Annotated in this window: 29 protein-coding genes and 2 other annotated features; of the genes, 26 read left to right on the forward strand and 3 right to left on the reverse strand. The window is 41.2% G+C overall.

Going from position 1 to position 26,295, the window contains the following annotated elements; all coding sequences use genetic code 11:
- Positions 1–25: 25 nt before the first annotated feature.
- The 17 genes from mutM (at position 26) to BMW59_RS07275 (ending at position 14,889) form a co-directional block, all read left to right on the forward strand.
- On the forward strand, positions 26–853 hold the full coding sequence (mutM, locus tag BMW59_RS07195; protein WP_093049523.1) for a DNA-formamidopyrimidine glycosylase: 828 nt from the start codon (positions 26–28) through the stop codon (positions 851–853).
- A gap of 84 nt (positions 854–937) precedes the next feature.
- The gene (ytaF, locus tag BMW59_RS07200; protein WP_093049526.1) at positions 938–1,570 is read left to right on the forward strand and encodes a sporulation membrane protein YtaF; all 633 of its coding nucleotides are present in this window, start codon (positions 938–940) and stop codon (positions 1,568–1,570) included.
- A gap of 20 nt (positions 1,571–1,590) precedes the next feature.
- Entirely contained in the window at positions 1,591–2,184 is a 594-nt protein-coding gene (gene coaE / locus BMW59_RS07205; protein WP_093049528.1) for a dephospho-CoA kinase, read from the forward strand.
- A gap of 248 nt (positions 2,185–2,432) precedes the next feature.
- Positions 2,433–3,461, forward strand: a complete 1,029-nt coding sequence (locus BMW59_RS07210; protein WP_093049531.1) for a glyceraldehyde-3-phosphate dehydrogenase — start codon at positions 2,433–2,435, stop codon at positions 3,459–3,461.
- A 261-nt stretch (positions 3,462–3,722) separates the two neighbouring features.
- A complete protein-coding gene (gene speD / locus BMW59_RS07215) occupies positions 3,723–4,115 on the forward strand; it encodes an adenosylmethionine decarboxylase (RefSeq protein ID WP_093049534.1) in 393 nt (130 codons plus the stop codon).
- A gap of 99 nt (positions 4,116–4,214) precedes the next feature.
- Entirely contained in the window at positions 4,215–4,619 is a 405-nt protein-coding gene (locus tag BMW59_RS07220) for a DUF1499 domain-containing protein (protein ID WP_093049537.1), read from the forward strand.
- Positions 4,620–4,723: 104 nt separating this feature from the next.
- Positions 4,724–5,188 carry a transcriptional regulator NrdR gene (gene nrdR / locus BMW59_RS07225; protein WP_093049540.1) on the forward strand — a complete coding sequence of 155 codons (465 nt, stop codon included), beginning with the start codon at positions 4,724–4,726 and terminating at the stop codon, positions 5,186–5,188.
- Positions 5,189–5,266: 78 nt separating this feature from the next.
- Entirely contained in the window at positions 5,267–6,682 is a 1,416-nt protein-coding gene (locus tag BMW59_RS07230) for a replication initiation and membrane attachment family protein (protein ID WP_093049543.1), read from the forward strand.
- On the forward strand, positions 6,683–7,621 hold the full coding sequence (gene dnaI / locus BMW59_RS07235; protein ID WP_093049546.1) for a primosomal protein DnaI: 939 nt from the start codon (positions 6,683–6,685) through the stop codon (positions 7,619–7,621). It begins immediately after the preceding gene.
- A 96-nt stretch (positions 7,622–7,717) separates the two neighbouring features.
- Positions 7,718–8,824, forward strand: coding sequence for a cyclic dehypoxanthinyl futalosine synthase (gene mqnC / locus BMW59_RS07240; RefSeq protein WP_093049549.1), 1,107 nt, complete (start codon positions 7,718–7,720; stop codon positions 8,822–8,824).
- Positions 8,825–8,975: 151 nt separating this feature from the next.
- Positions 8,976–9,899: a putative sporulation protein YtxC gene (locus tag BMW59_RS07245; RefSeq protein WP_093049552.1), complete on the forward strand. Its 924-nt coding sequence runs from the start codon at positions 8,976–8,978 to the stop codon at positions 9,897–9,899.
- Positions 9,900–9,945: 46 nt separating this feature from the next.
- Positions 9,946–10,178: a binding site (T-box leader), on the forward strand.
- Positions 10,179–10,328: 150 nt separating this feature from the next.
- Complete coding sequence (thrS, locus tag BMW59_RS07250; protein WP_093049556.1) at positions 10,329–12,278, forward strand: threonine--tRNA ligase; 1,950 nt, start codon at positions 10,329–10,331, stop codon at positions 12,276–12,278.
- 158 nt (positions 12,279–12,436) lie between these two features.
- Positions 12,437–12,557, forward strand: a sequence feature (ribosomal protein L20 leader region).
- A 93-nt stretch (positions 12,558–12,650) separates the two neighbouring features.
- Positions 12,651–13,154: a translation initiation factor IF-3 gene (gene infC / locus BMW59_RS07255; protein WP_143051208.1), complete on the forward strand. Its 504-nt coding sequence runs from the start codon at positions 12,651–12,653 to the stop codon at positions 13,152–13,154.
- Between the two features lie 100 nt (positions 13,155–13,254).
- Positions 13,255–13,446, forward strand: a complete 192-nt coding sequence (gene rpmI, locus BMW59_RS07260) for a 50S ribosomal protein L35 (RefSeq protein WP_093049559.1) — start codon at positions 13,255–13,257, stop codon at positions 13,444–13,446.
- 48 nt (positions 13,447–13,494) lie between these two features.
- Complete coding sequence (gene rplT, locus BMW59_RS07265) at positions 13,495–13,851, forward strand: 50S ribosomal protein L20 (protein ID WP_093049562.1); 357 nt, start codon at positions 13,495–13,497, stop codon at positions 13,849–13,851.
- A 100-nt stretch (positions 13,852–13,951) separates the two neighbouring features.
- Positions 13,952–14,236 carry a DUF1294 domain-containing protein gene (locus BMW59_RS07270; protein ID WP_245732989.1) on the forward strand — a complete coding sequence of 95 codons (285 nt, stop codon included), beginning with the start codon at positions 13,952–13,954 and terminating at the stop codon, positions 14,234–14,236.
- Between the two features lie 68 nt (positions 14,237–14,304).
- The gene (locus tag BMW59_RS07275; RefSeq protein WP_093049565.1) at positions 14,305–14,889 is read left to right on the forward strand and encodes a TVP38/TMEM64 family protein; all 585 of its coding nucleotides are present in this window, start codon (positions 14,305–14,307) and stop codon (positions 14,887–14,889) included.
- A 180-nt stretch (positions 14,890–15,069) separates the two neighbouring features.
- Here BMW59_RS07275 and BMW59_RS07280 read toward each other — a convergent pair whose 3' ends face one another.
- Positions 15,070–15,474: a sigma-w pathway protein ysdB gene (locus BMW59_RS07280; protein ID WP_177174226.1), complete on the reverse strand. Its 405-nt coding sequence runs from the start codon at positions 15,472–15,474 to the stop codon at positions 15,070–15,072.
- A 207-nt stretch (positions 15,475–15,681) separates the two neighbouring features.
- Between BMW59_RS07280 and BMW59_RS07285 the strand changes: the two genes are divergently transcribed.
- The 3 genes from BMW59_RS07285 to BMW59_RS07295 all read left to right on the forward strand — a co-directional run bounded on the left by BMW59_RS07285 (position 15,682) and on the right by BMW59_RS07295 (position 18,391).
- Positions 15,682–16,182, forward strand: coding sequence for a dUTP diphosphatase (locus BMW59_RS07285; protein ID WP_093049568.1), 501 nt, complete (start codon positions 15,682–15,684; stop codon positions 16,180–16,182).
- 100 nt (positions 16,183–16,282) lie between these two features.
- Positions 16,283–17,362 carry a M42 family metallopeptidase gene (locus BMW59_RS07290; RefSeq protein ID WP_093049570.1) on the forward strand — a complete coding sequence of 360 codons (1,080 nt, stop codon included), beginning with the start codon at positions 16,283–16,285 and terminating at the stop codon, positions 17,360–17,362.
- Between the two features lie 207 nt (positions 17,363–17,569).
- Entirely contained in the window at positions 17,570–18,391 is an 822-nt protein-coding gene (locus BMW59_RS07295) for a YitT family protein (RefSeq protein ID WP_093049573.1), read from the forward strand.
- Positions 18,392–18,500: 109 nt separating this feature from the next.
- Here the strand turns inward: BMW59_RS07295 and sspI are convergent, their stop codons facing one another.
- Positions 18,501–18,713, reverse strand: a complete 213-nt coding sequence (gene sspI / locus BMW59_RS07300; RefSeq protein ID WP_093049577.1) for a small acid-soluble spore protein SspI — start codon at positions 18,711–18,713, stop codon at positions 18,501–18,503.
- Positions 18,714–18,874: 161 nt separating this feature from the next.
- On the opposite strand from sspI, the gene BMW59_RS07305 reads away from it, so the two are divergent.
- The 4 genes from BMW59_RS07305 to BMW59_RS07320 all read left to right on the forward strand — a co-directional run bounded on the left by BMW59_RS07305 (position 18,875) and on the right by BMW59_RS07320 (position 24,141).
- A complete protein-coding gene (locus BMW59_RS07305) occupies positions 18,875–19,630 on the forward strand; it encodes a TrmH family RNA methyltransferase (RefSeq protein ID WP_093049580.1) in 756 nt (251 codons plus the stop codon).
- A 352-nt stretch (positions 19,631–19,982) separates the two neighbouring features.
- Positions 19,983–21,017 (forward strand): phenylalanine--tRNA ligase subunit alpha, encoded by a 1,035-nt coding sequence (gene pheS, locus BMW59_RS07310; RefSeq protein WP_093049583.1) that lies wholly within the window; start codon positions 19,983–19,985, stop codon positions 21,015–21,017.
- Positions 21,018–21,060: 43 nt separating this feature from the next.
- Positions 21,061–23,481: a phenylalanine--tRNA ligase subunit beta gene (gene pheT, locus BMW59_RS07315; protein WP_093049586.1), complete on the forward strand. Its 2,421-nt coding sequence runs from the start codon at positions 21,061–21,063 to the stop codon at positions 23,479–23,481.
- A 243-nt stretch (positions 23,482–23,724) separates the two neighbouring features.
- Entirely contained in the window at positions 23,725–24,141 is a 417-nt protein-coding gene (locus tag BMW59_RS07320; RefSeq protein ID WP_093049589.1) for a hypothetical protein, read from the forward strand.
- Positions 24,142–24,242: 101 nt separating this feature from the next.
- On the opposite strand, the gene rnhC is transcribed toward BMW59_RS07320, so the two are convergent.
- Positions 24,243–25,196, reverse strand: a complete 954-nt coding sequence (gene rnhC / locus BMW59_RS07325) for a ribonuclease HIII (RefSeq protein ID WP_093049592.1) — start codon at positions 25,194–25,196, stop codon at positions 24,243–24,245.
- Between the two features lie 144 nt (positions 25,197–25,340).
- On the opposite strand from rnhC, the gene zapA reads away from it, so the two are divergent.
- Together zapA and BMW59_RS07335 are read left to right on the forward strand one after the other, a co-directional pair.
- Positions 25,341–25,598 carry a cell division protein ZapA gene (gene zapA, locus BMW59_RS07330; protein WP_093049596.1) on the forward strand — a complete coding sequence of 86 codons (258 nt, stop codon included), beginning with the start codon at positions 25,341–25,343 and terminating at the stop codon, positions 25,596–25,598.
- Positions 25,599–25,616: 18 nt separating this feature from the next.
- On the forward strand, positions 25,617–26,159 hold the full coding sequence (locus BMW59_RS07335; RefSeq protein WP_093049599.1) for a CvpA family protein: 543 nt from the start codon (positions 25,617–25,619) through the stop codon (positions 26,157–26,159).
- The last annotated feature ends 136 nt before the right edge of the window (positions 26,160–26,295 follow it).

Genomic DNA, 26,295 nt, shown 5'->3' on the forward strand with positions numbered 1-26,295 from the left:
GTTAAAGGTAAGCAGGTGATCAAGTATGCCGGAATTACCGGAAGTAGAAACAGTAAAAAGAACGTTAGGCGAGTTGATAACGGATGAAATTATTGAAAAGGTGACTGTAACTTGGCCTAAAATGGTCAAATTCCCAGATGATGTTCAGCAGTTTTCATCCTTCCTTGAAGGGCAGACGTTCAGGTCAATAAACAGAAGAGGGAAATTCCTTATTATTTATTTGGATGACTACGCTCTTGTATCGCATCTTCGAATGGAAGGCCGGTATGGAATATTTAATGCTGATGAGGAAGTGTCTCCCCATACCCACGTCAGGTTTCTTTTAAAAAGCGGGAAAGAATTAAGGTATACAGATGTCCGCAAATTCGGTACGATGCACCTTTTTCCTGCAGGCACAGAAAAAGACAACCGGCCTTTATCAGCTCTCGGTCCTGAACCTTTAGAAGCTTCTTTTACGGCTGAAGTGCTGAATGAACGTTTAAGTAAGACTACCCGGGCTGTAAAAACTGCTTTACTCGACCAGGCCATTATTGCAGGATTAGGAAATATATACGTCGATGAAGCCTTATTCGAAGCGGGTGTGCATCCTGAAAAACCGGCCGGTTTATTAACATCTGCTGAGATTGAAAACCTCCACCGCAGTATAAAACGGACGTTGAGCGAGGCTGTGGAGGCTGGCGGTTCATCGATCAAGTCATATGTAAACGGTCAAGGCGAGATGGGAATGTTTCAGCAGAAATTAGTTATATACGGGAGAAAAGGTGAGCGGTGCCGCACTTGCGGCGAAACCATTATCCGCACAGTAGTCGGCGGCAGAGGGACCCATACGTGCCCCCAGTGCCAGGTGAAATAAAAGAATATTTTTCTGAACCCACGTACTTTGGATGGGCTCCTGCCATATAATAACTTAGCAATAGATGGAAGGAGTTCATCCAAAATGACCGGATCCTTATCATTATTCTTGCTGGCTTTTGCTGTCAGCTTAGACAGTTTTGGAGTCGGAGTCACATATGGTCTAAGAAAAATGAGGATGCCATTTATATCAATATTATTGATTATGCTGTGTTCCGGCGGGGCTGTTTTATTAGCAATGTGGATCGGAGGAGGGATTGCGTCCTTCTTATCTCCGGGATACGCAGAAACCCTGGGAGGGGCTCTATTAATACTGATCGGTTTATATGCTTTATACCAGGCTTTTAAACAATCTCCTAAGAAACCGAGAATAAAAGAGGAAATGCTGATGAATTTTGAGCTGAAAAGGCTGGGGATTGTCATCAACGTGCTGAAAAAGCCGATGGAAGCTGATTTGGACGATTCCGGTTCAATAACCGGTCCTGAAGCATTTCTTTTAGGGGCAGCTTTGTCACTGGACGCTTTCGGGGCAGGCATGGGTGCTGCTTTGCTTGGGGTGTCCCCATGGTTTTTAGCGATCAGCGTCGCTCTTTCGTGCGGGATGTTTTTAACCTTAGGAAAGATAAGCGGCGAGCGCTTATCCCAATCTGAGAAGCTGAACCGGCTCTCATTTTTGCCGGGGATTTTACTTATTGTGATCGGACTCTGGCAAATATAATCCTTAAAGGAGGCCAATTTGTGATATTAGGATTAACAGGGGGCATTGCTACTGGAAAAAGCACTGTCTCTGACATTTTTAGAAACGAAGGAATTCCCGTGATAGATGCAGATATAGCAGCAAGGGAAGCAGTTGAGCCGGGGGAAAAAGCCTATCAGGATATTATTAACCACTTCGGGCTCTCCATTTTAAATGAGGACGGTACAATCAACAGAGAAAAATTAGGGGAAATTGTTTTTAATAATGAGAAAGAACGAAAAGTTTTAAACGGAATTGTTCATCCAGCTGTCAGGCAAAAAATGAAGAAAGAGGCCGAATGCTGCAAAAAAGACGGGCACTCTTTAGTTGTAATGGATATTCCTCTCCTGATTGAAAGCGATCTGTTCCACATGGTTGATGACGTCCTGGTTGTTTATGTGAATGAAACTATACAGCTTGAACGGTTAATGGAGAGAAATTCATATTCAGAAGAAGAAGCACTCAAGCGGATAAATGCTCAACTGTCAATTGAAAAAAAGAGGTCATACGCTTCCTATGTTATAGATAATTCAGGCAGCAGAGAAGAAACTCAACAGCAAGTTAAAAGGCTCCTTAAAAAGTTCGAAAACAATTAGTATAACCTTTTTAATTCAGACCTGGTGACGGATCGCCGGGTCTTTTTTGTACTTTAAAAAATGAATTTTAAAGCCATGAAGCTTATACTTGCTGGGCTTAAGTCTTTTGATTTTTAGTGTACTTAACTAATAATTAAAAAATCCTGAATAGTTTTTAACAAAAAGCCCCTCTTTATTCATATAATATGTTATACTAATTTTCGATTAGTTAATAATTAATGTGACATATATACTTGGAGGGATGCTTAATGACTCGTGTAGCAATTAATGGGTTTGGCCGAATCGGACGGATGGTTTTCAGAAAATGTGTGAATGATAAGGACATTGAAGTAGCAGCAATTAATGCGAGTTATCCTGCTGAAACCCTTGCTCATCTGATTAAATACGATACCGTGCATGGAACTTTTAATAAAAGTGTGACTGCAGAAGACGGAGCTTTATTAGTTGATGGCCGGAGAATTGAGTTATGTTCAAGAAGGGATCCTGAACAGCTTCCTTGGAAAGAGCTGAATATTGACATTGTAGTTGAAGCAACAGGGAAGTTTACCTCGAAAGAAGACGCTTCTCTTCATCTGAAGGCTGGAGCTCAAAAAGTAGTTATTACGGCACCGGGCAAAAACGAAGATGTCACAGTTGTTTATGGAGTAAATGAAGAGATTTATGACCCTGAATCTCATCACATTATCTCTAATGCCTCTTGTACGACTAATTGCCTCGCTCCGGTAGCAAAAGTACTTCACGATACCTTTACTGTCCAGTCCGGAGTAATGACTACCGTGCATTCATATACAAATGACCAGAAAAATATTGACAATCCTCATAAAGATTTACGGCGTGCAAGAGCTTGCGGACAGTCTATTATTCCAACGACTACAGGGGCTGCAAAAGCAATTGGAAAAGTACTTCCTGAACTGAAAGGGAAGCTGCACGGCATGGCTTTAAGAGTACCGACACCCAATGTGTCACTCGTTGACCTTGTAGTAAATATTGAGGAAGAGACTTCTGCAGAAGAAGTAAATGCAGTACTGAGGCATGCGGCCAGCCAGTCAATGAAGGGCATCATAGAGTATACTGACGAACCACTTGTATCTACAGATTTTAATGGGAATGCCCATTCTTCAATTATTGATGGTCTCTCGACAATGGTTGTGGATGGCAGACAAATTAAAGTCTTAGCCTGGTATGATAATGAGTGGGGTTATTCATGCCGAGTTGTAGATCTAGTAAAGTATGCCGCCGAACGGCTGCCGGTAAAAACTGAAGTGCATGCGTCCTGAAATAACATCGCTCAGGTGTTTATAATTCCAGAAGCAGCAGTGGGATATCCGGCCTTAATAAACTCCTGTAAAAAGTTTATATCTGCGGATGAAAAGTGATTGCAAAGTAATACTAAACAAAGTATACTAATTTCCGTGAATAAGCTTTTTAGAAGAATCAGTCATTACTAAAAGGGTCAGGATCTCTCTGAAATAACTTTCCCCCCGGTAACCGAGATTCTTCCTGAAAAAAGCATGACTTAATAAAGGGGGAATACATTCATGGAAACAATGGGACGTCATATTATCGCAGAACTTTGGGGCTGCAATACAGATAAATTGAACAATTTGGCCTTTATAGAGCAGTTATTTGTAAAAGCTGCTCTGCATGCAGGGGCAGAAATAAGGGAAGTGGCATTCCACAAATTCGCCCCGCAGGGAGTAAGCGGAGTAGTCATTATCAGCGAATCCCATCTCACTATCCACAGTTTTCCCGAGCACGGGTATGCCAGCATAGACGTTTATACATGCGGAGACCGGATTGATCCGGCGAGTGCAGCAAATTATATTGCAGAAGCTTTAATGGCTGAAACGTCTGAAGTGGTTGAAGTGCCCCGGGGAATGGGACCTGTAAAGCTTAAGGAGAAAAACACGGCAGGAGCCGCTTCATCATAATGGTATAGAACGCTCTTTCCTTATAGGGACGGGCGTTTTTTCTAATTGAACAATTATTAATTTACTGCTATCCTTAATAGTAATGAGGTGGGATGATATATGGGATTTAAACAAACTTTAAAAAAAATATTCAGCACCAGCACCGAAACAAGCGAAAAACATTCTAATGAAGATTTACAAACCCATTATTATAAATCAATGAAAGATAAAACGATCCGTGAAGTGGAAACAATGCTAAGAAACCGCCAGGGCTTTGACGTCGCTTCTGTTTCTGAAGAGCATGGGGAAATTATAGTTCATGTAAAACATGGAAAAAAAGCATTTCTTGTGGCCACTGTCATTATGGTGAGACCTTTCCGAACAGCAGTAGACTTTTCGGCATCCACTGAAACCATGCTTTTCAGTGATTTTGGATACAGCCGGAAACTAATCATTGAATTATATAAAGAATTAGATAAAAGACTGCAGTTTGTTGGGACAGGTTTAGGGGATGACCTCGTTTAAACCTTCCGGCACTGTAATATCCTATATAACTTTTTTACTTATTTCAGGGCAGCCTGTTTCTATATAACTCCCAGCCCTGAACGAGAGAATGGAGTGAATTCCTGATGATATGTCCAAGCTGTCAGCACAATGGAACAAGGGTTTTGGATTCAAGGCCGAGTGATGAAGGCAGATCCATACGACGGCGGAGAGAATGCGACTCGTGCGGCTACCGTTTTACGACCTTTGAAAGAGTAGAAAAAACGCCTCTTATTGTCGTTAAAAAGGACGGAACCCGTGAGGAATTCAGCCGGGAAAAATTGCTTAGGGGATTAATTCGGGCCTGTGAAAAGCGCCCTGTTCCGTTAGAAAAACTGGAAAACATTACTGATGACGTTGAAAAGGAAATTCGCAACCAGGGGCTGGCAGAAGTGAGCAGTGACCATATAGGCGAAAAAGTTATGGAATCGCTGGCTGTAATAGATGATGTGGCTTACGTCAGGTTTGCCTCTGTTTACCGGCAGTTTAAAGATATTAATGTATTTATAGATGAATTAAAAGAGCTTATAAATAGAGAAAATAATAATTAATAGAGATAAATGGAGCCTAGCTGCTCCATTTTTCTCTATTAATTATAAAGCAAGAAGGAAAGCTAAGGTGAAAAAAGGATGCACTGGAAAGAAATTCTTCCATCGAACAGATATATTGCTTATATGTCTTATAACTGGAATACTTCAGACCATGAAGTATTAACGCTTCTATATCAGCCTTTAATCGGTTCGCTGGCATACAGCCTTTATATGACTCTGTCTCTTGATGTCCAAAGACAGCCCTCAAAAAAGGTTGAAAGGACTCATAAAACACTCATGACATCTACCGGCCAGCACCTTGACCATATTTTTTCAGAAAGGAAAAAACTTGAGGCGATTGGGCTCTTGTCTGTTTACAGGGAAAAAATAGAAGGTGAATTTGTATATTACTATCATCTTCACCCTCCAATGGATGCTTCAGGTTTTTTTAATGATGATTTATTAAGTGTGTTCTTATACAACAAGCTGGGGAGTAAAGAACAGTACCGGGAGCTGCGACAATACTTTTCTGTTGAAGAAGTCAATACAGGAGATCTGGAAAATGTCACCCAGGGATTCAATCAGGTTTTTACTTCCATTCATCCTTCGGAAATGAGGAGCACGACTCCCGATATGCTTGAAATGTTATCGTCTTCTTCTCCTTTGGCAGGTCGCAAAGCTTCGGATTCCCACTATAATTTTGCCGAAGATGGCTTTGATTTTCAGCAGTTTATATCGTATTTACCTTCATTTATTCCTAAGGCGGAAATAGAGAACACGAAAAACCAGCGGTTAATTTACCAGCTCGCTTTCATGTACAAACTGAAGCCTGAAGAAATGGCGCATTTAATTCAAGATGCGATGCTCCATTCTGAGAAACTGGATGCGGACCAGCTTAGAATTCAGGCCAAACGGCGTTACAGGATGAATGAACAGGATGAACCACCTAGACTGGGACTGCGAATACAGCCGGAAGAACTTAAAAGCCAGGCTGGCCCTCCTCAGACACAAGAAGATAAAACCATTCAATATTTCGAGACTACCGCACCCATTGAATACTTGGAAGAGCTTAGCGACGGAGCAAGAGTTTATGAAGGAGATATTGATATCATTGAACGGCTTATATTTGAATATAAACTTTCACCAGGGGTAGTGAATGTTCTACTGGATTATATCTTTATGGTTAATGATAAGAAATTATCCAAAGCGTTAGCATTTAAAATTGCGGGACACTGGAAACGCAAAAAAATTAAAACTGTTAAAGAGGCAATGAGTTTAGCAAAAAAAGAAAACCAGAAACGGCAGACCTTCCAGGAAAAAGGGGACAGGCCCTCCTACCAAAAAAAGAGCAGCTCTTCAGCTCAGGTCAGAAAAGAACCTTTGCCTAAGTGGATGACGGATAATAACTGGAAGAAAGAAGAAGCAAGTGAACAGGAGCTTGAAAAAGCAAAGAAAGAAGCTGCCAAGTACAGGGAAATGTTAAGGAAAAAGAAGCAGCAAAAGGAGGAGTCGTAAATGGATTCCATCAAACAGTCGTTTCGCCAATTTTCAAATGAACGGTTTGAACAGCGGTTCGCAGAGATAAAACGTGAGGTACTGGATGACAGGCACGTAAGGTCTTTTTTAAATTCCAATCCGGGACTCACAAAAGAACAGACGGAAAATGGTATTAATGAATTGTACCAGTATAAAGAACAGTGGAAAAACTGTGATTATTGTCCGGGCCTGGACGAATGCCCTAACCTGATGAGCGGTTATCAGCCTGTGCCAGCTCTGTACAGGGGCGAAATTCAACTGGAATATAAGCCATGTCTGTTAAAGAAAAAAGAAGATGAGAGAAGAAGGCAAGCTTCCTTCGTTCAAAGTTTGTATATCCCTAAAGAAATGACAGAGGTGACGTTCGACGATTTTCATGAAGACAACCCGTCAAGAATTGAAGCTTGCACGAAGGCTATGGCTTTTTGCGCTGATGTCAATCCCGGTGAAGATGGGCAGGGCCTTTACATTCACGGACCCTTCGGAGTAGGGAAATCATTTCTGGTAGGTGCCATCGCCAACTATTTAGCAGAAGCTGAAACCTCTACAATGATTGTTTACGCTCCAGATTTCTTCCGGGAACTGAAAAATGGCATCTCAGACGGTTCTTATCAGGATAAGCTTAACTTAGTCAAGCAGGCTCAAGTGTTAATTCTGGATGATATCGGAGCTGAGACAATGTCAAACTGGATCAGAGATGATATATTAGGAGCGTTACTTCAATTTCGGATGATGGAAAAACTACCGACAATATTTACTTCGAATTTTAATTTAGATGAGCTTGAAATCCACCTGTCTTCGACTCAACGAGGAGGAGTAGAAAGAGTGGATCAGTTAAAAGCAAAGCGTATACTTGAAAGAATACGCCATCTGAATAAAGTAATAGACATGAAGGGTGAAAATAAACGGGAAAAATAAGAATATATTCAGTAAAGGGATATATTAAACGAAAATGATAAAAATGTGTTACCATATAGGGAGAAAGTTAGCATTTGGGAATGGGGGAAAACACCAATGAGTATTGATCATATTCTTGAACGGGCAAGAAACGGCGAACGGATCTCAGTGGACGATGCAATAGAACTTTATAAAAGCGACGAAGTAGAAAAAATGGGTGAAGTTGCTAATGAAATGATGAAAAAATGGCATCCTGAACCGGAAACTACGTTTGTTATCGGCAGAAATGTGAACTACACAAACTTATGTGATACATATTGCCGCTTTTGCGCTTTTTACCGTCCTCCTAACGCAAAAGACGGATATGTGCTCGATAATGAAGAAATTTTTAAAAAGATCCAGGAAACAATTGATGTAAACGGCACAGAAATTTTAATGCAGGGAGGGACGAACCCGAATCTCCCTTTCAGCTATTATACGGATCTTCTTAAGGAGATTAAAAAGCGTTTTAATATTACGATGCATTCTTTCTCACCGGCTGAAATTTATAAAATGGTTGAAGTGTCCGGTCTGTCTTTAGATGAAGTTCTGGCTCAGCTGCATGAAGCAGGGCTTGATTCTGTACCTGGGGGCGGCGCTGAGATTTTGGATAATCGCACACGGAGACGGATCAGCCGTCTGAAAGGGACCTGGGAGGAATGGATTGACTGCATGAAAGCGGTCAGGAAAGCAGGGATGCACGGAACGGCGACAATGGTCATCGGCTTTGGGGAAACTTACGAAGAACGGGCGCTTCATTTACAGCGTGTCCGGGATGCACAAGATGATGCAGATTGTTTTCTCGCCTTTATTTCCTGGACCTTCCAGCCGGAAAATACGAACATGAAAGGTGAAAAAGTGACTCCTAGAGACTACTTGAAAAACCTGGCTATCTCCCGTATTTTCCTTGATAATATCGCAAATTTCCAGTCTTCGTGGGTGACGATGGGGCCTGAAACAGGGAAGACTTCTCTTTCCTACGGCTGTAATGATTTCGGAAGCACGATGATGGAAGAAAATGTAGTTTCAGCTGCCGGGGCGACATATAAAGTTGATACTAATTTAATTATCCGTTTGATTCGTGAAGCAGGCAAAACTCCTGTCCAGCGTGATACTAAGTATAATCATCTTCGTGTCTTTAAAGACGGCGAAGTAGCTGAAAATGATTTTGTGATGCAAAATTAATATAATTACCATCCATGCCTCTCGTACAGAGGCATGGATTTTTTACTTTGTGAAACTTCAAATCATATTTAACGAGCCTTTCCATATATATGTACTAGTGTGAAGAGTTGAAATTCAGCTGGGTAAAAGCCGCTTAGACCCTCAACTCGAAATGGACGATTGGGAGGGGCTGCTGTTGTTAACTATTGATTATAAGGATTCACGAATAGGTGAGGCCTTTTACAAGCAAACGAATGAATCTTTATTAACGCTGCTGAAACATGATTATGGCAAGGTAGCAGTTGATCTTAAAAAGAAAGATAACAGAACAATTTTATTAATGGATGGGTTGGAATCTTTAACTTCAGATCAGAAACAGGGTATTATTAGTGTTTTCACGAACGTGACAGTAGCAAATTATTTCACTAAATGGATGAGAGAATGGCTTCAGGAAGCTTTTTATTATGAAGATGAAACAGAGATACAGGCGATAATTCAGACTGCGAAAAATATATCTCTGCCTTCACCAATGGAGAAACAAAGGTATTATTCATTTGATTTTTTAGGGTGGCAACGCGAAATTTATTATAAACTTGCGCCGTTTGTTGAGAACCATGTGTCTTTCTCGTTTGATTCTTTTCTATATTTCCGTTTAAAACCTGTCAGGGAAAAACTCCTTTATTTAGCCGAAGATGCTATTGATGAGTACAAAATGGAACTTGATTACCAGCTGATGCTTAACCGATGCAGGGATCTGCTGAGAAAACAGGCTCCCCGTGTACGTGTGGTCTACGTTTATTTGAAAGATAAGATAGAATTTATGGATGAAAAAAGAAAAAAAATTTCAATTAAGCAAATTTATCAATGGCTTGAAACAGTCACAACTTTTGAAAGGTCTCTCCCTGTTCATGAGAGAATTATCGGCCCGCTTGTAAGCATGGCACCTGAAAAAATAGTTGTTGATTCTGCAAACTGTGATGATGATTTATACCATACGCTCAAAAATATATTTGAAGAACGAATCGTGCTGGCTGATTTGCAGAATAATTGGCAGGCCTGTGCGCCGATAAAAGACTCTTCTTCTTTTCCGTCTTGATTTTATTAAAAGACATGCTTATAATACTATCCATAAGCAAGTTAACATCAAGGCTATGAAGAGGACAAAAATGATGCCGACCTGCCGCACCAGAGAGGGAAACCATGGCTGGAAGTTTCCTGTGAGCAACGCATGATTTACCACCTCAGAGCTTCAATGTGGAACGGAAATTATCTGAGTATACATTGACGGTCTCCCCGTTACGGAAACAAATGAAGCTGGATGGCTTTAAGCATTCAGGAAATAGGGTGGAACCACGGTCTCACACTCGTCCCTTGATTGAGGGACGGGTGTTTTTTATTGTTCTTTAAGAAAGTTTAAGGTGAAAGAAATTCTGAGGCTTCCGCGAGCAGCTGCGGTAAGTGACGTTTTTCTCAATTCTATTCATTCTGTTTCTCAGAACTTAAAATAATAAAGGAGTGTTAACTGATGGCAGAATTAAAAGAAAAAGTGACCCTTACTTTTCCTGATGGAGCAAAAAAGGAATTTGATGAAGGAGTCACTACAGAGGAAATAGCTGCCTCTATTTCCCCGGGATTAAAAAAGAATGCCCTTGCAGGCAAATTGAATGGAGAGCCTGTCGATTTCAGACAGCCTATTACTAAAGACGCGCAGATTGAAATAATTACTTACAATTCAGATGAAGGACTGGACATTTTAAGGCACAGTACAGCCCACTTAATGGCACAGGCGGTTAAACGCCTTTACGGAAATGTGAAGTTAGGCGTCGGCCCTGTCATAGAAGAAGGGTTTTATTATGATATTGATATGGAGGAGACGTTAACCCCTGAAGACCTCCCTAAAATTGAGAAAGAAATGAAACGCATTATCGATGAAAACCTGGAAATAAAGCGTGTAGAAGTAACTCGTGAAGAGGCTGTGGCCCGGTATAAGGAAATTGGCGACGAATTAAAACTTGAGCTGCTGGAAGACATTCCCGAAGGCGAAACAATCAGCGTATATGAACAAGGTGAATTTTTTGACCTTTGCAGGGGTGTCCACGTGCCCTCTACCAGCAAGCTGAAGAAATTTAAGCTTATGCAGATTAATGGAGCCTACTGGCGCGGTGACAGTAATAATAAGATGCTGCAGCGTATTTATGGCACGGCTTTTCCTAAACAGTCGCAAGTAGACGATTATTTAAAACTGCTTGAAGAACGAAAAGAACGGGATCACCGGAAACTGGGGAAAGAACTCGGTATCTTTACAGTTAACCAGAAAGTCGGGCAAGGGCTGCCGCTTTGGCTGCCAAAAGGAGCTACTATACGCAGGACGATCGAACGTTATATTGTAGATATTGAAGAACGTCTCGGCTACGACCACGTGTATACACCGGTACTGGGAAGTGTAGATCTTTATAAAACTTCCGGACACTGGGACCATTATCAGGACGATATGTTTCCTGTACTGGAAATGGATAATGAAGATCTCGTCCTGCGGCCGATGAACTGCCCGCACCATATGATGATCTATAAAAATCAGAAACACAGCTACCGTAACTTGCCGCTGCGAATAGCGGAACTAGGAACTATGCATCGCCATGAAATGTCAGGAGCACTTGCCGGCCTCCAGCGGGTGCGGGCAATGACGTTAAATGACGCCCATATTTTCTGCCGTCCAGACCAGCTTAAAGCAGAATTTATTCGGGTGGTTGAATTAATCCAGGCAGTGTATAAAGACTTTGGAATAAATGATTATTATTTCCGTCTTTCTAACCGTGATCCTGAAGATAAAGAAAAGTATGTGGATAATGATGAGATGTGGGTAAAAGCCCAGGATATGCTTAAGGAAGCAGTCGATGAGATGGGAGTAGACTATATTGAAGCTGAAGGAGAGGCAGCGTTTTACGGACCTAAGCTTGATGTTCAGGTTAAAACAGCTCTGGGTAAAGATGAAACGTTATCAACTGTTCAGCTGGACTTCCACCTGCCTAACCGTTTTGATCTCACTTATACAGGTGAAGACGGAAAAGATCACCGCCCTGTAGTTATTCACCGGGGTGTCGTCTCCACGATGGAGCGTTTTGTCGCTTTTCTAATTGAAGAATATAAAGGTGCTTTCCCTACATGGCTTGCCCCTGTACAGGTACAAGCTATTCCGGTAAGTGATGTGCATATGGATTACGTAAGAAAAGTGGAAGACGAGTTAAAGAAAGAAGGTATTCGGGTCCACGTAGATGTACGGGAGGAAAAACTCGGCTATAAAATCCGGGAGGCCCAAATGCAGAAAATTCCTTACCTGCTCGTCCTCGGAGACAAAGAAATTGAGGCTGAAGCTGTTAACGTCCGCCGCTACGGTCAAAAAGAAACAGAAGAAGTCGGTCTTGCACAGTTTGTTAAACAAATAAAAGAAGAAATAACCAGTTACAGCCAGTCGTAAAACATTAAACGAAAGCTTTTTTAGATTCTTTAAGAAGACCAGGGGCTTTTTTTCAGCAAATCAGCCAAGTTAAATAAAATTTAAAAGTGAAACCACATCAGTGTTTGACATGGCTGATCCCCTGTGGTACATTATTCAAGTGAACAAAATACAGGAAACAAAGCAAGAAGAAGCGCCCGCTTCTCACCTGATTGGCAATTGGGCTGACAGGTTACGAATTATTTTCGGAGACATATGTCGAAGTGTGGGCGCATTAAGCACCCACGCTTTTTTGTATTATCTTTTGTTTCATTAAACCAGATGAAACATGAAAGAGGAATATCTTGCTTTGATCCGCAATTATTATGGAGGTGGCTCAATATTAGTAAGGATATGTTCGTTAACGAAAACATTCGCGCCCGTGAAGTAAGGCTGATTGGCGCTAATGGAGATCAAATTGGTGTTAAGTCAAAACAGGAAGCTCTTGATATGGCTAAAAACGCAGAGTTGGATTTAGTTATGGTTGCACCAAATGCGAAACCGCCCGTCTGCCGGATTATGGATTACGGGAAATATCGTTTCGAGCAACAAAAGAAAGAAAAAGAGGCCCGTAAAAAGCAGAAAATTATCAATGTGAAAGAAGTACGCTTAAGCCCGAATATTGAAGAGCATGATTTCAATACGAAACTTCGTAACGCCCGTAAATTCCTGACAAAGGGAGATAAAGTGAAAGCGGCAATCCGTTTCCGGGGCCGTGCGATCACTCACTCTGAGCTTGGGCGGGATGTGCTCATGAAATTAGCAAAAGAGTGCGAAGATATCTCAACCATTGAATCAAAGCCGAAGATGGAAGGGCGCAGCATGTTCCTTATTCTCGCCCCTACGGCTGAAAAGTAAACCGTTTGACCGCTGATCTCGTTTGATTGGCAGCAAGACAACAACCGACCGTAAATTCACCCGACAACAACAACGATTACCCGGACAGGAGGAATTTAGAATGCCTAAAATGAAAACCCACAGTGGGGCATCCAAACGTTTTAAAAAGACTGGTACTGGTAAACTGAAGCGCGGACATGCGTTTACAAGCCACTTGGCTGCTAACAAATCCCAGAAACAAAAGCGTAAGCTTCGTAAATCAGGGATCGTCAGCAAAGGTGACCAGAAGCGTATCGGAGAAATGGTTAAATAACACTGAAATTTAAACTACGTAGATTTTACTTATAAAGGAGGGATTACGATGGCTAGAGTAAAAGGCGGATATGTTGCCCGTCGTCGTCGTAAAAAAGTTTTAAAACTTGCTAAAGGTTATGTAGGATCCAAGCATAGATTATTTAAGACAGCACAAGGACAGGTGATGAAATCATTTCAGTACGCTTACCGCGATCGCCGTCAGAAAAAGCGTGATTTCCGTAAGCTTTGGATTGCCCGTATTAATGCAGCGGCAAGACTGAATGGTCTTTCATACAACCGTTTCATGCACGGCCTTAAGCAATCAGGAATTGACATGAACCGTAAGATGCTTGCTGATTTAGCTGTAAACGATGAAAAAGGTTTTTCAGACCTTGCAGAAAAAGCAAAAGCAGGCTTGAAGTAATTTTAAATTAACTTTTCTAAAGGGTGGCGCATAAGATTGTTTAATCAATCTTTTGCCGCCCTTTTCTTTTGCATCGGGATATTAAGAAGGGGCCGGTCTTATGCCGTTTAATATAATAACAGGACTAATCATCTTTTTTATTCTCACTAACATTACAGGAATTATAATGATGGTTTCAGATAAAAGGAGAGCAGGAAAAGGGGCATGGCGTATTTCCGAAAATACTCTTTTATTTACCGCCTTCTCCGGAGGGGCTCTTGGCATGCTGATCATTTCAAAAATGATCAGGCACAAAACGAGAAAACTTAAATTTAAAATAGGGCTGCCGGCGATCTTTGTGTTACAATTAATTATCTTTACAGCTCTTTATATCCTGTTGGATTGACACAATATATAAAGCATGTGTATTTCCGTATAGACATACACTTAAATTGAGAGGAGGATGACTGCAGCATGGACGACTTCATAGAAGCGATTCCTCACCTGATAAAAGAAGCAGGGTGGCTTGGGCCTGTTCTGTTTATACTGGTCCATTTAATCAGGCCGCTGTTATTCCTTCCCGTTATTGTCATTTGCATATTGGGAGGTTACTTATTCGGTTTCGTGTACGGCACCCTCTATTCTGTTGCCGGTCTCTCATTAATGAGTTTAGTATTTTACAAACTTGTTGATATATTTCCTTCTTTCAGGGCCCGTATTTTAAAACTGAAAAAGAAAGTGTTTAAAGACCGGAATTTGACAATCGGGCAAGTTATGATTTTGCGAATGATGCCTTTTATTCACTTTCATTTGTTATCTTTATATTTAATGGAAATGACTTCAACCTTTAAGGAATATATGCGTTATTCAGTCATAGGTGTGATTTTGCCGTCTATGCTCTATACAGCATTCGGCCAGGCAATTACTGAAATGCCCTGGTATTTATCCGTGATCTTTTTCTCGATTCTGGCAGGTGTCTTCTCTTATTTAGGTAAAAGGGGCACGGCAGTATATAAGTGGAACCGTTTTTTTTCACACAAAGCAGTTGAGAGAGGTTGAGAGAGGATAAAGGCCTTAAAAGCTGGGAGAAAAGAATAGGCACCTAAAGAAATCCGAAGAAATATCTTAATAATTCTTCGGATTTTTCGCTTTGTACTCAGGTCGTCTAATCAAAAAAAACGCGAAGGCACTAAACGGCTTCGCGTAAAAGCAATTATTTAAATGTTCTCATTGCACCTTTTACTTTCCCTGGCGCTCCAGCCGTTTCAGTAAATCATTAATGGGACTTCTCCATTCGATTACTGCTTTTGGATAACGCAAAAGCAGTTCTTTTTCAATAAATTTAAAATCCCGGCGACTTAAACCTTGGAGCTGATTGATATCTTCTGTTCTGACAATAATAGAAGTGACTTCGAAAGAGTCATCTGTTGCCCCAAGAAATTTTTCCCCTTCGAACATGGCGCTGCCAAAAGTGAAAAATACATTTTTGCGTACGTTATCCGGCTCGTCTAATAAATAAAAACGGCCATCCCGGTAAGCCTTTTCCAGCTTACGGCGCGGATCAAATAAATACTTAATAACACTGAAGATTATAATTCCTACAGCTATGAGGAGGAATATGCGAAATAGGATCACGGTGATCATGATCATCTCTCCTTCAAAGGGTCTTTTTAATAAGATTCCCTGATTATTTATAAAAAAAAACGAGATATGAAACCTGTCTTGTTATATGCTACGATTGGAAAAAGCACAAGGTTTCATAAAATATAAAATATTAGTTGGCAAACAAAACTTTTTACTATTAAAGTATAGTTAATCTTTACAGAAGAAACAAGAAGAAGGTGTATGAGAATGGATTTTACAGAATTATTTATGATGCAGAAGAAATTAGACCGTTATATTGAGGCAAAAAACGGCCTGGAAAGTGAACCTTTGCTTGAAAGAAAACTTATGGCTTTTCAAGTAGAACTTGCAGAGCTGGCAAATGAAACAAGGAGTTTTAAGTTTTGGAGCGGAAAAGGCCCGTCAGAAGATGAGATTATTTTAGAGGAATATGTGGATGGTATTCATTTTCTTTTGTCGGTTGGAATTGAATATGGGTTAGATAACGAATTTAGCATCCATTACCCTGTCTTGAATAAGGCTTCAGAAAACTGCCTTGTAAAAAGCTTTTTTACGGTAATGGAAGACTTGCTTACCCTCAGAAAAGAAGAGACAAAGGAAGCCTATGAAAGACTGTTTTCAAATTATTTAAAAATTGGAGCTGAGCTTGGTTTTGGACCAGAGGATATTGTTCGTTCCTATGAACAGAAAAATGAAGTCAACCGGCACAGGCAGGATGAAGGGTACTGACTAAAAGTATTTCGTTTTACGAAAAAAATTGAGAAAACGTTTTTTTATAGTTATAATAGATAAGTACATAATTTTTTGAAAATAAAGGGAGGCACTATTAATGGAAGAAATGTTAAAGATGCTGAAAGATTTAACAGACGCTAATGGGATACCTGGAAATGAAAGAGAACCGCGTGAAGTAATGAAAAACTACATAGCACCATTTGCCGAAAGTGTGGAGACAGACCATTTAGGGAGTTTGATAGCTAAAAAAACCGGCACTGTTCAGGATGGACCAAAAATTATGGTGGCAGGGCATCTTGATGAAATCGGCTTTATGGTCACACATATCGATGACCGGGGTTTTATTAAATTCCAGCCTGTCGGCGGCTGGTGGGAGCAGGTAATGCTCGCACAGCGTGTAACAGTGATGACCCGCAAAGGGAACATTCCAGGGGTGATCGGTTCTAAACCGCCGCATATATTACCTCCTGAAGCCCGAAAAAAATCCGTCGACAAAAAAGAGATGTTTATTGACATCGGGGCATCGAGTAAAGAGGAAGCAGAAGAATTTGGTGTTCGCCCGGGAGACTCTGTCGTACCGGTTTGTGAGTTTACTGTAATGAAAAATGAAAAAATGCTTATGGCAAAAGCCTGGGACAACCGGATTGGGTGTGCGATTGCTATTGAGGTACTTCGCCGATTAAAAGATGAAGATCATCCAAATACCGTGTATGGTGTAGGAACAGTCCAGGAAGAAGTAGGCCTGCGCGGCGCCCGTACATCTGCCCACTATATTCAGCCGGATATTGGTTTTGGAGTAGACGTTGGGATCGCTGGAGATACACCAGGTGTGACTGAAAAAGACGCACTTGCTAAGATGGGGAAAGGTCCTCAGATTATTATGTATGATGCGTCCATGGTTTCCCATAAAGGCCTCCGCGATTTCGTTACTGATACTGCGGATGAAAAAGAGATTCCATACCAGTTTGATTCAGTCCCTGGAGGCGGAACGGATTCAGGAGCGATTCACTTAACAGCAAATGGAGTGCCGGCCTTATCTATTACAATTGCAACCCGGTATATCCACACTCATGCAGCTATTCTTCACCGCGATGATTTTGAGAACGCAGTGCAGCTGATCGTTGAGGTTATTAAGAAAATGGACCGGAAGACGGTTGATCAGATTACATTTGAATAAATACCTGGAAGGCGCTGAATGATAAAAGCGGCTGTCAGATTACCGATTCCCCTGTTTTACAAACAGGGGTTTTTCTTGTGGCGATGAAGGGGTATGCCTCATGTATACATAAGAATTATGATTATTTATTGACGATTGTCGTATGAAATTATTATACTTCACTAAGTGTTTTTACTATTTATACTATTAAAAGTTTGGGGTGTATATATGCAATCTAGAATTTTTCGTCTTACGATTATTTTTATTTCCTCAGTAGTAGTCGCTTTTGCTTTTAACTTTTTCCTTCTTCCCCACGAAGTACTTACCGGTGGGGTAACAGGGCTTGCGATGGTATTTGGCCTTATGACTCCGGTCAATACCGGTTACTGGATTGTCCTGTTAAATATTCCAATCTTAATTTTAGGCTGGATGAAACTGGGGAAAGAGTTCATTGGAAACAGTGTCTTCTCTGTTGTGGTAACGTCTATTGCTTTAATTTATATTCCTATAATTGAAGTCACCCAGGATGCCTTGCTATCTGCAGTATTTGGCGGCGTTATTGCCGGGGCGGCTATCGGGGTTATCATCCGCTTTTACAGTTCCACCGGAGGATTTGATGTAGTCAGTCTCGTCCTGATAAAAAAATGGGACGTTCCTTTAGGAGGGCTTATTTTTGCCCTCAACAGTATTGTTGTTTTTATTTCAGGTTTTTTCTTCGCCTGGGAACTCGCGCTCTATACGATGCTTTCTATTTATATAACAGGGCTAGTTATTGACCGGGTGCACACCCGCCACATTAAACTAAGCTTAATGGTAGTGACAAGCAAAGGAGATGAGCTTAAAAAAGAACTCCTTGCGAATTTAGTCCGGGGGATTACGGTTATTGAAGGACAGGGAGCATATTCAGGAGAAAGAAAGAAAGTCCTTTACACAGTCATTACCCGTTATGAATTGGCAATTATCAGGCCGATATTAAAAGAGATCGATCCGCAGGCGTTTGTCAGTGTCAGTGAAAGCATGGAAGTTATGGGAAACTTCAGGAGGGACTGAAGTTTCCTGTCTCCCCGCTCCCCTGTTTCATCTTTTTACCGGAGTTTTAGTTTAGATGAAAAAGAAAAAGCCTTGAAGCTAAAGTTGCTTCAAGGATCTCTGTAGTGACTTATTGCAATCCCTTTGAAATACGTTCAGTCATAGACTGTTTTTCTTCCTCGTTTGCTTCTTTCCAGAAGACTTCCATTAATACTCCTAATCCAGGCAGCATTTTTTCTTCTCCGCTTTGAATAGCATCAACGATCGTAGCCTCTACATCTTGTTGGCTGCTTCCTGAGACATTTTGTAAGATAGCCCCGCGCAAATTAAAGTTAGTAGTCATTTTACATTTCTCCTTTTTTAATTTATAGAGAATTAAATCGTTTTGATTTGTTAATTCTGTTATAGTATGGATAAAACCTGTAATGAATATGTAACCTGAAAATTTCAGGAGGCTTTTTGTTCCACCCCCTCAAGTTCTGAGATGAAAGGAAAGAAGTTTTTATGGAAATTATTGAGTCAGCTCAAAACGCAAAAATTAAAGCATGGAAAAAACTTCATACTAAAAAAGAAAGAGATAAATCAGGCCTTTTCTTGATTGAAGGAAAACATTTAATTGAAGAAGCGTTAAAATCCCAGTTAAACATAAAGGACTTAGTCATCCAGGAAGGGCGTCAAATGCCTGAAGAGTGGAATGTTAAAGAGCTTACAAAAGTCTATGTCACAGACCGGGTGATGAAAGAATTAGCAGAAACGGAAACACCCCAGGGGATTGTAGCAGTCTGTGAACAGCCTGAGAAAGAAAACCTTCCTTTGGATGACGGAAAATACTTATTTATAGATGCTGTACAGGACCCTGGAAATTTAGGGGCGATGATCCGTACAGCTGACGCTGCAGGGATGTCCGGAGTTGTTCTTGGTCAGGGAACTGCCGACCCTTACAATGGGAAAGTAATTCGTTCAACTCAAGGATCACTGTTTCATTTGCCGATTCAAAAAATGAATCTTGAAGAAGCAGTGGAAATCTGTAAAGAAAACAAACTGCCTGTGTTTGGAACCAGCTTAAAAGGCAGTACCTACACAGCCATTCAGCCCCAGAAGAAGTTTGCACTTATTGTCGGTAATGAAGGCAGTGGAGTAAATCCCGGACTGCTTGAACAGACAGACCAGAACTTGTATATTCCCATCTTTGGCGAAGCAGAATCATTAAATGTAGCCATTGCGACAGGAATATTACTGTACCATTTAAGAGAAAATTAAATTTCCGTTTGCGAAATTGCTATAAACCTTATATAATATTCAACATATATGACTTGAAAAGACAGCGATGGAGAGTAGTACGCCGATTTTCATCCCATTTAGGGAGGAAGTGCCGCAGACTGGAAGCACTTCTATGGGACAACGGCCGAATTCACTCCGGAGTCGACACCGGAATAGGGCACTCCCCGAAAAGGTGATCCGGCAGGAAGGCCGTTATCTTCTTAAATGAGTGAATCCGCCAGTTGAATTCCGGCGTATTAACAAGGGTGGTACCGCGAGCCTTCGTCCCTTACCTAAGGGGGGAGGCTCTTTTTGTTTGCCTCAAATATACATTAGTTAGAGGAGGAAGATTATGTTAGACCGTCTACAGGAGCTTCACGATGAAGCCATGAAAAAAGTTGCTGAAGCAGAGGACTTAAATGATTTAAAAGAAGTGCGCGTTGCCTATTTAGGAAAGAAAGGACCAATTACCGAAGTCATGAAGGGAATGGGCAAACTTTCTGCTGAGGAACGCCCAAAAGTAGGACAGAAAGCGAACGAAGTCAGGGAATCTGTAAAAAGTTATATTGAAGAAAAAGAAAAAGCCTTTGAAGAAGCGGCTATGCTTGAAAAGTTAAAAAAAGAAAGTATCGACGTGACGCTGCCTGGCCGTCCTGTTTCCAAAGGGAGCCGCCATCCGTTAACCTCTGTTGTTGAAACCATTGAAGACGTATTTATAGGTATGGGCTTTAATGTAGCAGAAGGTCCCGAAGTTGAAACGGATTATTATAATTTTGAGTCGCTTAACCTGCCTAAACATCATCCGGCAAGGGATATGCAAGACACTTTTTTCATCACTTCAGATCTCTTGTTAAGAACGCAGACCTCTCCGGTTCAGACACGAACGATGGAAAAACATGAAGGCCAGGGTCCTGTGAAAATCGTTTGTCCTGGGAAAGTGTACAGACGTGATGAAGATGATGCGACCCACTCGCACCAGTTTATGCAAATAGAAGGTCTTGTCGTTGATGAAGGAATCCGCATGAGTGATTTAAAAGGAATTTTTGCTACATTTGTTAAACAATATTTTGGAGAAGAGCGGGACATTCGTCTCCGTCCAAGCTTTTTCCCTTTTACCGAGCCATCGGCCGAACTTGATATTTCCTGTGCAATGTGCGGAGGCAAAGGTTGCCGGACATGTAAACAAACTGGATGGATTGAAGTGCTGGGAGCTGGAATGGTACACCCAAATGTGCTGAAAATGGGCGGATTTGATCCGGACCAATATTCAGGGTTCGCTTTTGGCATGGGGGTAGAACGGTTTGCCATGCTGAAATACGGAATTGACGATATTCGTCATTTCTATACGAATGATAAACGGTTTTTAAACCAGTTTACCCGCGTTTAATTAAAACTGAAAGGGATCAAAGCAATCTAAAGGAGGAAATGAAGTGTTAGTTTCATATAAATGGCTGAAAGAATATGTTAACCTGGATGATTTAACACCGGCTGATGTTGCCGAAAAACTGACAAGAAGCGGGGTAGAAGTAGATGCTGTTCACTCGTTAAGTGAAGGCATCACCAACCTTGTTGTCGGGAAAGTGATGACTTGTGAAAAGCATCCTCAAGCTGATAAATTGAATCTGTGCCAGGTAGATGTTGGAGAAAGTGATCCAGTGCAGATTGTCTGTGGAGCCAGTAACGTTGGAGAAGGGCAATTTGTAGCTGTAGCAAGAGTAGGTGCCCGCCTCCCTGGAGGAATGAAGATCAAACGGGCAAAACTTCGAGGAGAGGTTTCAGAAGGAATGATTTGCTCATTACAGGAACTGGGTTTTGAAGGGAAAGTCGTTCCAAAGAAATATAGTGAAGGCATCTTTAATTTTCCACAGGAAATGATTGCTGGGGAAGACGCAATGGCACCGCTTGGGCTGGATGATACCGTTCTCGAACTGGATCTAACTCCTAATCGTTCCGACTGCTTAAGTATGATAGGGGTAGCCTACGAAGTAGCAGCTATTCTGGGACGGGAGGTTAATGTTCCCGAGCCTGCCATTGTAGCCTCTAAAGAAAAAGCGAGCGATCACATTTCAGTTAAAGTCGAGGCTTCCGGGGATAACCCTTATTATGGGGCAAATGTTATAAAAGGACTTCAAATAAGCGAATCACCCCTTTGGCTGCAGACGGCGCTGATGGCAGCAGGAGTAAGGCCTGTTAATAACGTGGTGGACATCACTAATTATGTCCTTCTCGAGTACGGACAGCCCCTCCATGCTTTTGACCTGGACAGGTTTGGGTCTGAGGAAGTCGTAGTCAGACGGGCGGCTGATGGAGAGAAAATAGTCACTCTGGACGATACAGAAAGAACACTTTCAGGCGACCACCTTGTTATTACAAACGGGAATGACCCTGTAGCTCTTGCTGGTGTGATGGGAGGAGCGACTTCTGAAGTTGAGAATGGGTCTGTAAATATTTTACTGGAGGCCGCTTATTTCAGCCCTGCCTCTGTCAGGAAAGCTTCCCGTGACCTGGGATTGCGCAGTGACTCAAGCGTACGCTTCGAAAAAGGTGTTGATCCTAACAGCGTAGCCGAAGCAGGAGCAAGGGCAGCTTCACTGATCCAACAGCTTTCCGGGGGAGAAATCCTTGAAGGCCCGGTGGAATTTGATGAGTTAAATAAGAATAAAAAAGAAGTAACGATTACTTTAAATAAAATTAACAGTGTCCTTGGCACGCATATGACTGCCGAAGAAGTATCTCAAATTTTTGATCAGCTTCAGTTTGGGATTGATGAGAAGGACGGCGAGTTTTCTGTGACAGTTCCTACAAGACGCCAGGATATCTCTATTGAAGCAGACCTTGTTGAAGAGGCAGCACGCCTTTACGGTTATGATAATATCCCGGTAACTTTGCCTAACACCCCTTCTACCCCGGGAGGTCTGACGGCTGAACAGCTGAAAAAAAGAAAAGCCCGCCGGTTTCTTGAAGGAGCAGGCATGCTTGAAGCGGTAAATTATTCATTAACAACAGCAGAAAAAGAAGCGTATTTTAAAGAAGAGTCTAAAAGCCGTGTGAAAGTTGCCTTACCTATGAGTGAAGAAAGAAGCGCTTTACGGACAACGCTGATTCCTCACTTGCTGGATGATTTGAGTTATAATAAAAACCGAAACATTTATAATGTGTCTCTTTATGAAATGGGGACTGTCTTCCATACAGAGGAAGAGACAGTAACCGTCCAGCCTGAAGAAAAAACATTTTTGGCCGGTGCGCTGATGGGATTATGGCAGGAGCACAGCTGGCAAGGTGAGAAAAAACCTGCAGACTTTTTCGTATTAAAAGGAATTGTAGAAGGGCTTTTGAAAGAATTAAATATAACTGGAGAGATCCGTTTCGTACAGTCAGAAACAAGAGGCCTTCACCCTGGCCGAACTGCCTCTCTTTATATTGACGGAACCGAAGCCGGTGTTCTCGGGCAGCTTCACCCTGCCACAGCGAAAGAGTGGTCGCTTCCTGAAACATATGTTTTTGAACTGGATCTCAGTACTCTTATGAGCTTCCCGGCAGAAGCTGTCCGTTATGAACCGATCCCGCGCTATCCTGGGATGGACAGGGATATAGCTCTGGTAGTTGAGGAAGATATAAAAGCAGAAGAACTGGAAAAAGTAATTGTGGCCCATGGAGGCAGCCTTTTAAGTTCAGTGTCTGTTTTTGACTTATATCAAGGGGAAAACCTTGAACCTGGGAAAAAGTCTCTCGCGTTTTCTCTTCGGTACCAGAACCGTGAAAAAACGTTGACAGAGGAAGAAGTAACTGAAGTCCATACAAAAGTCCTTCAAGCGTTAGAAGAAAAACTTGGAGCCAAACTGCGTGCTTGATCCTTAAGAGCGGGGATAAAATTTTTAAGTCAAAAGAATAGAACCCTAAAGACATCGGGACAAATTAAGCGTATTTTGTCCCGATGTTCTTTTTGGTAAAAGTAGTGATTTCATTCTGACAGGCGCACGTTCTTTAAAGAGCTTGTTTTTAACTAATTTAAAATTCATGCTATAGGACGGTTGCAACGCTCACTCATTTTTACGACAATAAAGAGAGAACCAGATTAAGGAAGGAACAGATATATGTTTAAAGTGACGTCTATTGTCAGAATGAAAGAGGAAAAGCCATTAGCGTGGAATGTGATCTTCAAGGTGGATCACTCTGTTATGGAATATGCAACAGATATAGTATATGCGGCTAAAAGAAACATTTGGGTAGCCAATTCTTTTATTACACATGATTTGTCTTCCCTCATGGCTGTAAAACGGTGTGCTTTTTGTATGGAAGATAAAATAGCCTGCGGAGTGTTAAGCAGGGAACATCAGGAAGTAATGGATTCCATGGTGACAAATGAAGAGTTTCTGGAGAAGCTTAATTCTATTCTTCCTCACGTTAATGATTTACCTGAGACAGTGACCATTGAAGCGAGAAAGCCTGTCTGGGATGAAATTCTGTATGAAAACTTTACACATAAGCTTTTATTAAAGAAAAGAGACTGAGAATGAGAAAAGAAACAAAAAGACATCGGAACACTATTTAAATGTGTTCCGATGTCTTTTTAATAAAAATAATAATTTCAGTGTGGCATTTTATATGAACGCTAAAGTACCCGCTGAGTATTTGAGAAATGCCATTTCGTCACTTTATAGAGGGTGTCTTTCCCTTTGTTTAATAAGATCTGCTTCGCCGCTTTATCGACGTGAGGGCCTGCTCCTTTAGGGACAGGAGTATTTAATAGCTGTGATATTTTATCCATCTCCTGTAAAAAAGAATACCGTGCGAGAATAGAAGCTGCTGCTACCGCAGGATGAAGCCCTTCAGCTTTAGTTGCAAAGTAAATAGGCTTTTCAGAGATCCATGCTTTTTTTTTAGCAGCCAGGTATTTAAAGTAACCATCCGGGGAAACAAACTGGTCTACTAAAACTCCTTCATAGTGGAGGCCCTTTTCTTTGCATTTTTCCATCACATTTTCAATCGCCTGGTGATGGAGAAGGGCTTTCATTTGTCCCTGGTTCATCCCTTGTTCCTGCATACGGTTATATTTTTCATTATTTAAAACGAGAAGGCTGTAAGTGCATTCTTTTAATAAACGAGGCGCAAGCTCTCTGATGGTTTCATCTTTAATCGTTTTTGAGTCGCGCACACCCCAGCTGTCAATCGTGCTCATTTGCTCTTCTGTTAAATGGACGCATACGACAGTTACAGGTCCGAAATAATCCCCGGTTCCTGTTTCGTCACTTCCTAATACGATTTTTTCTTCAATTTTATCCGGGGGATAATATGAATGATTGTCCACCCGGGCCGATCCTGTTTTTTTCACAGGTTTTTTTTTGTCAGTTTTTACTCCTTCTTTACCTTTCCACTTGGCAGCTTCGGAGGGGGCGCCTTTTCCTTGAAAAAGGACTTTCCCAGATTGATAGGCGGTAATATTACAGTGGCCGGTTTTCGCAGCAAAAACCGCACCTTGCGGGGTTTTTTCCTTTAAGGAAGACATATAATGCTTCTTTAACATTGCCAGATCTTTTTTTTGAACTTTTAAAACTTCATAACTCATAAACTGAGCCGCCTTTCCTGTATTCTTTAAAACAGTTCCTTAAACAGTATAGACAATATAATAGTAATTTTCATCTCTAACAAGGAAATAACATTTATATTTTCATCCACGATGTGACATGTTATGATATAAATTAGGATTTCTATGACGAACGGGGGCTTATTGGTGGGAGAAGAAGAAAAAAAACGTCGAACAGAAGTGACGATTTATAACCAGCAATATACCATCGTCGGTGAAGAGAGTTCAGAGCAGGTCAGAGCCATTGCTGAACTCATTGATGGGAAAATGAAAGAGTTGAAAGAACATAATCCGTATTTGGATTCTACCAAATTAGCTGTTCTAACAGCAGTAAATATTGGTAATGATTATTTAAATGTTCTAAAAAAAATGGAAGAAGAATAGAAAGATGAGGACTTAAAGATGCTCAGTTTGTTTTTGTTTATAATATTAGTTATCAGTTTTTCTGTCGGTTTCCGCCGGGGATTTATTCTGCAGTTAATGCATCTTCTGGGCCTGGTGGTTTCTTTTATCGTAGCTTATCTCTATTACGAGGATGTCGCACATTATATAAGACTGTGGGTGCCATTCCCGCAATTCGGTGAAGGAGAGGAACTTAACCTTCTCGTTGATTCGTTTAGCATGGAAATGGTTTACTATAACGGGATTGCTTTCGCACTTATATTTTTCCTGACTAAGATTGTTATGCAGATCATTGCGTCGTTATTTGATTTTGTGGCTCACATTCCGGTCCTGAGCTTTATTAATGGATGGCTCGGGGGGCTGCTCGGATTTCTTGAAGGACTTGTGATGATTACTATTCTCTTGCATATAGCAGCATTAGTTCAAGTGGATGTCGTTCAGGCTGCACTCCAAAATTCTACTTTTGCGCAAATGATTTTTGAATACACTCCTATCATTTCAAATGAGTTGAAAGAATTGTGGATAGAAGGAAGAAATAATTAACTTCCCGTCATGGACGGGAGGTTTTTCTTTTAAAGAAAGGAAGAAGCCATGTCACTTTAACTCCTTCTGCTTGCAGATAAGCAGACGAATTGGCTATGATGAAGAAGGAAAAAAGCGATTGGAAGAAAAACTCAGC

It is taken from the genome of Salipaludibacillus aurantiacus, from assembly GCF_900111295.1.
Taxonomy (GTDB): domain Bacteria; phylum Bacillota; class Bacilli; order Bacillales; family Salisediminibacteriaceae; genus Salipaludibacillus; species Salipaludibacillus aurantiacus.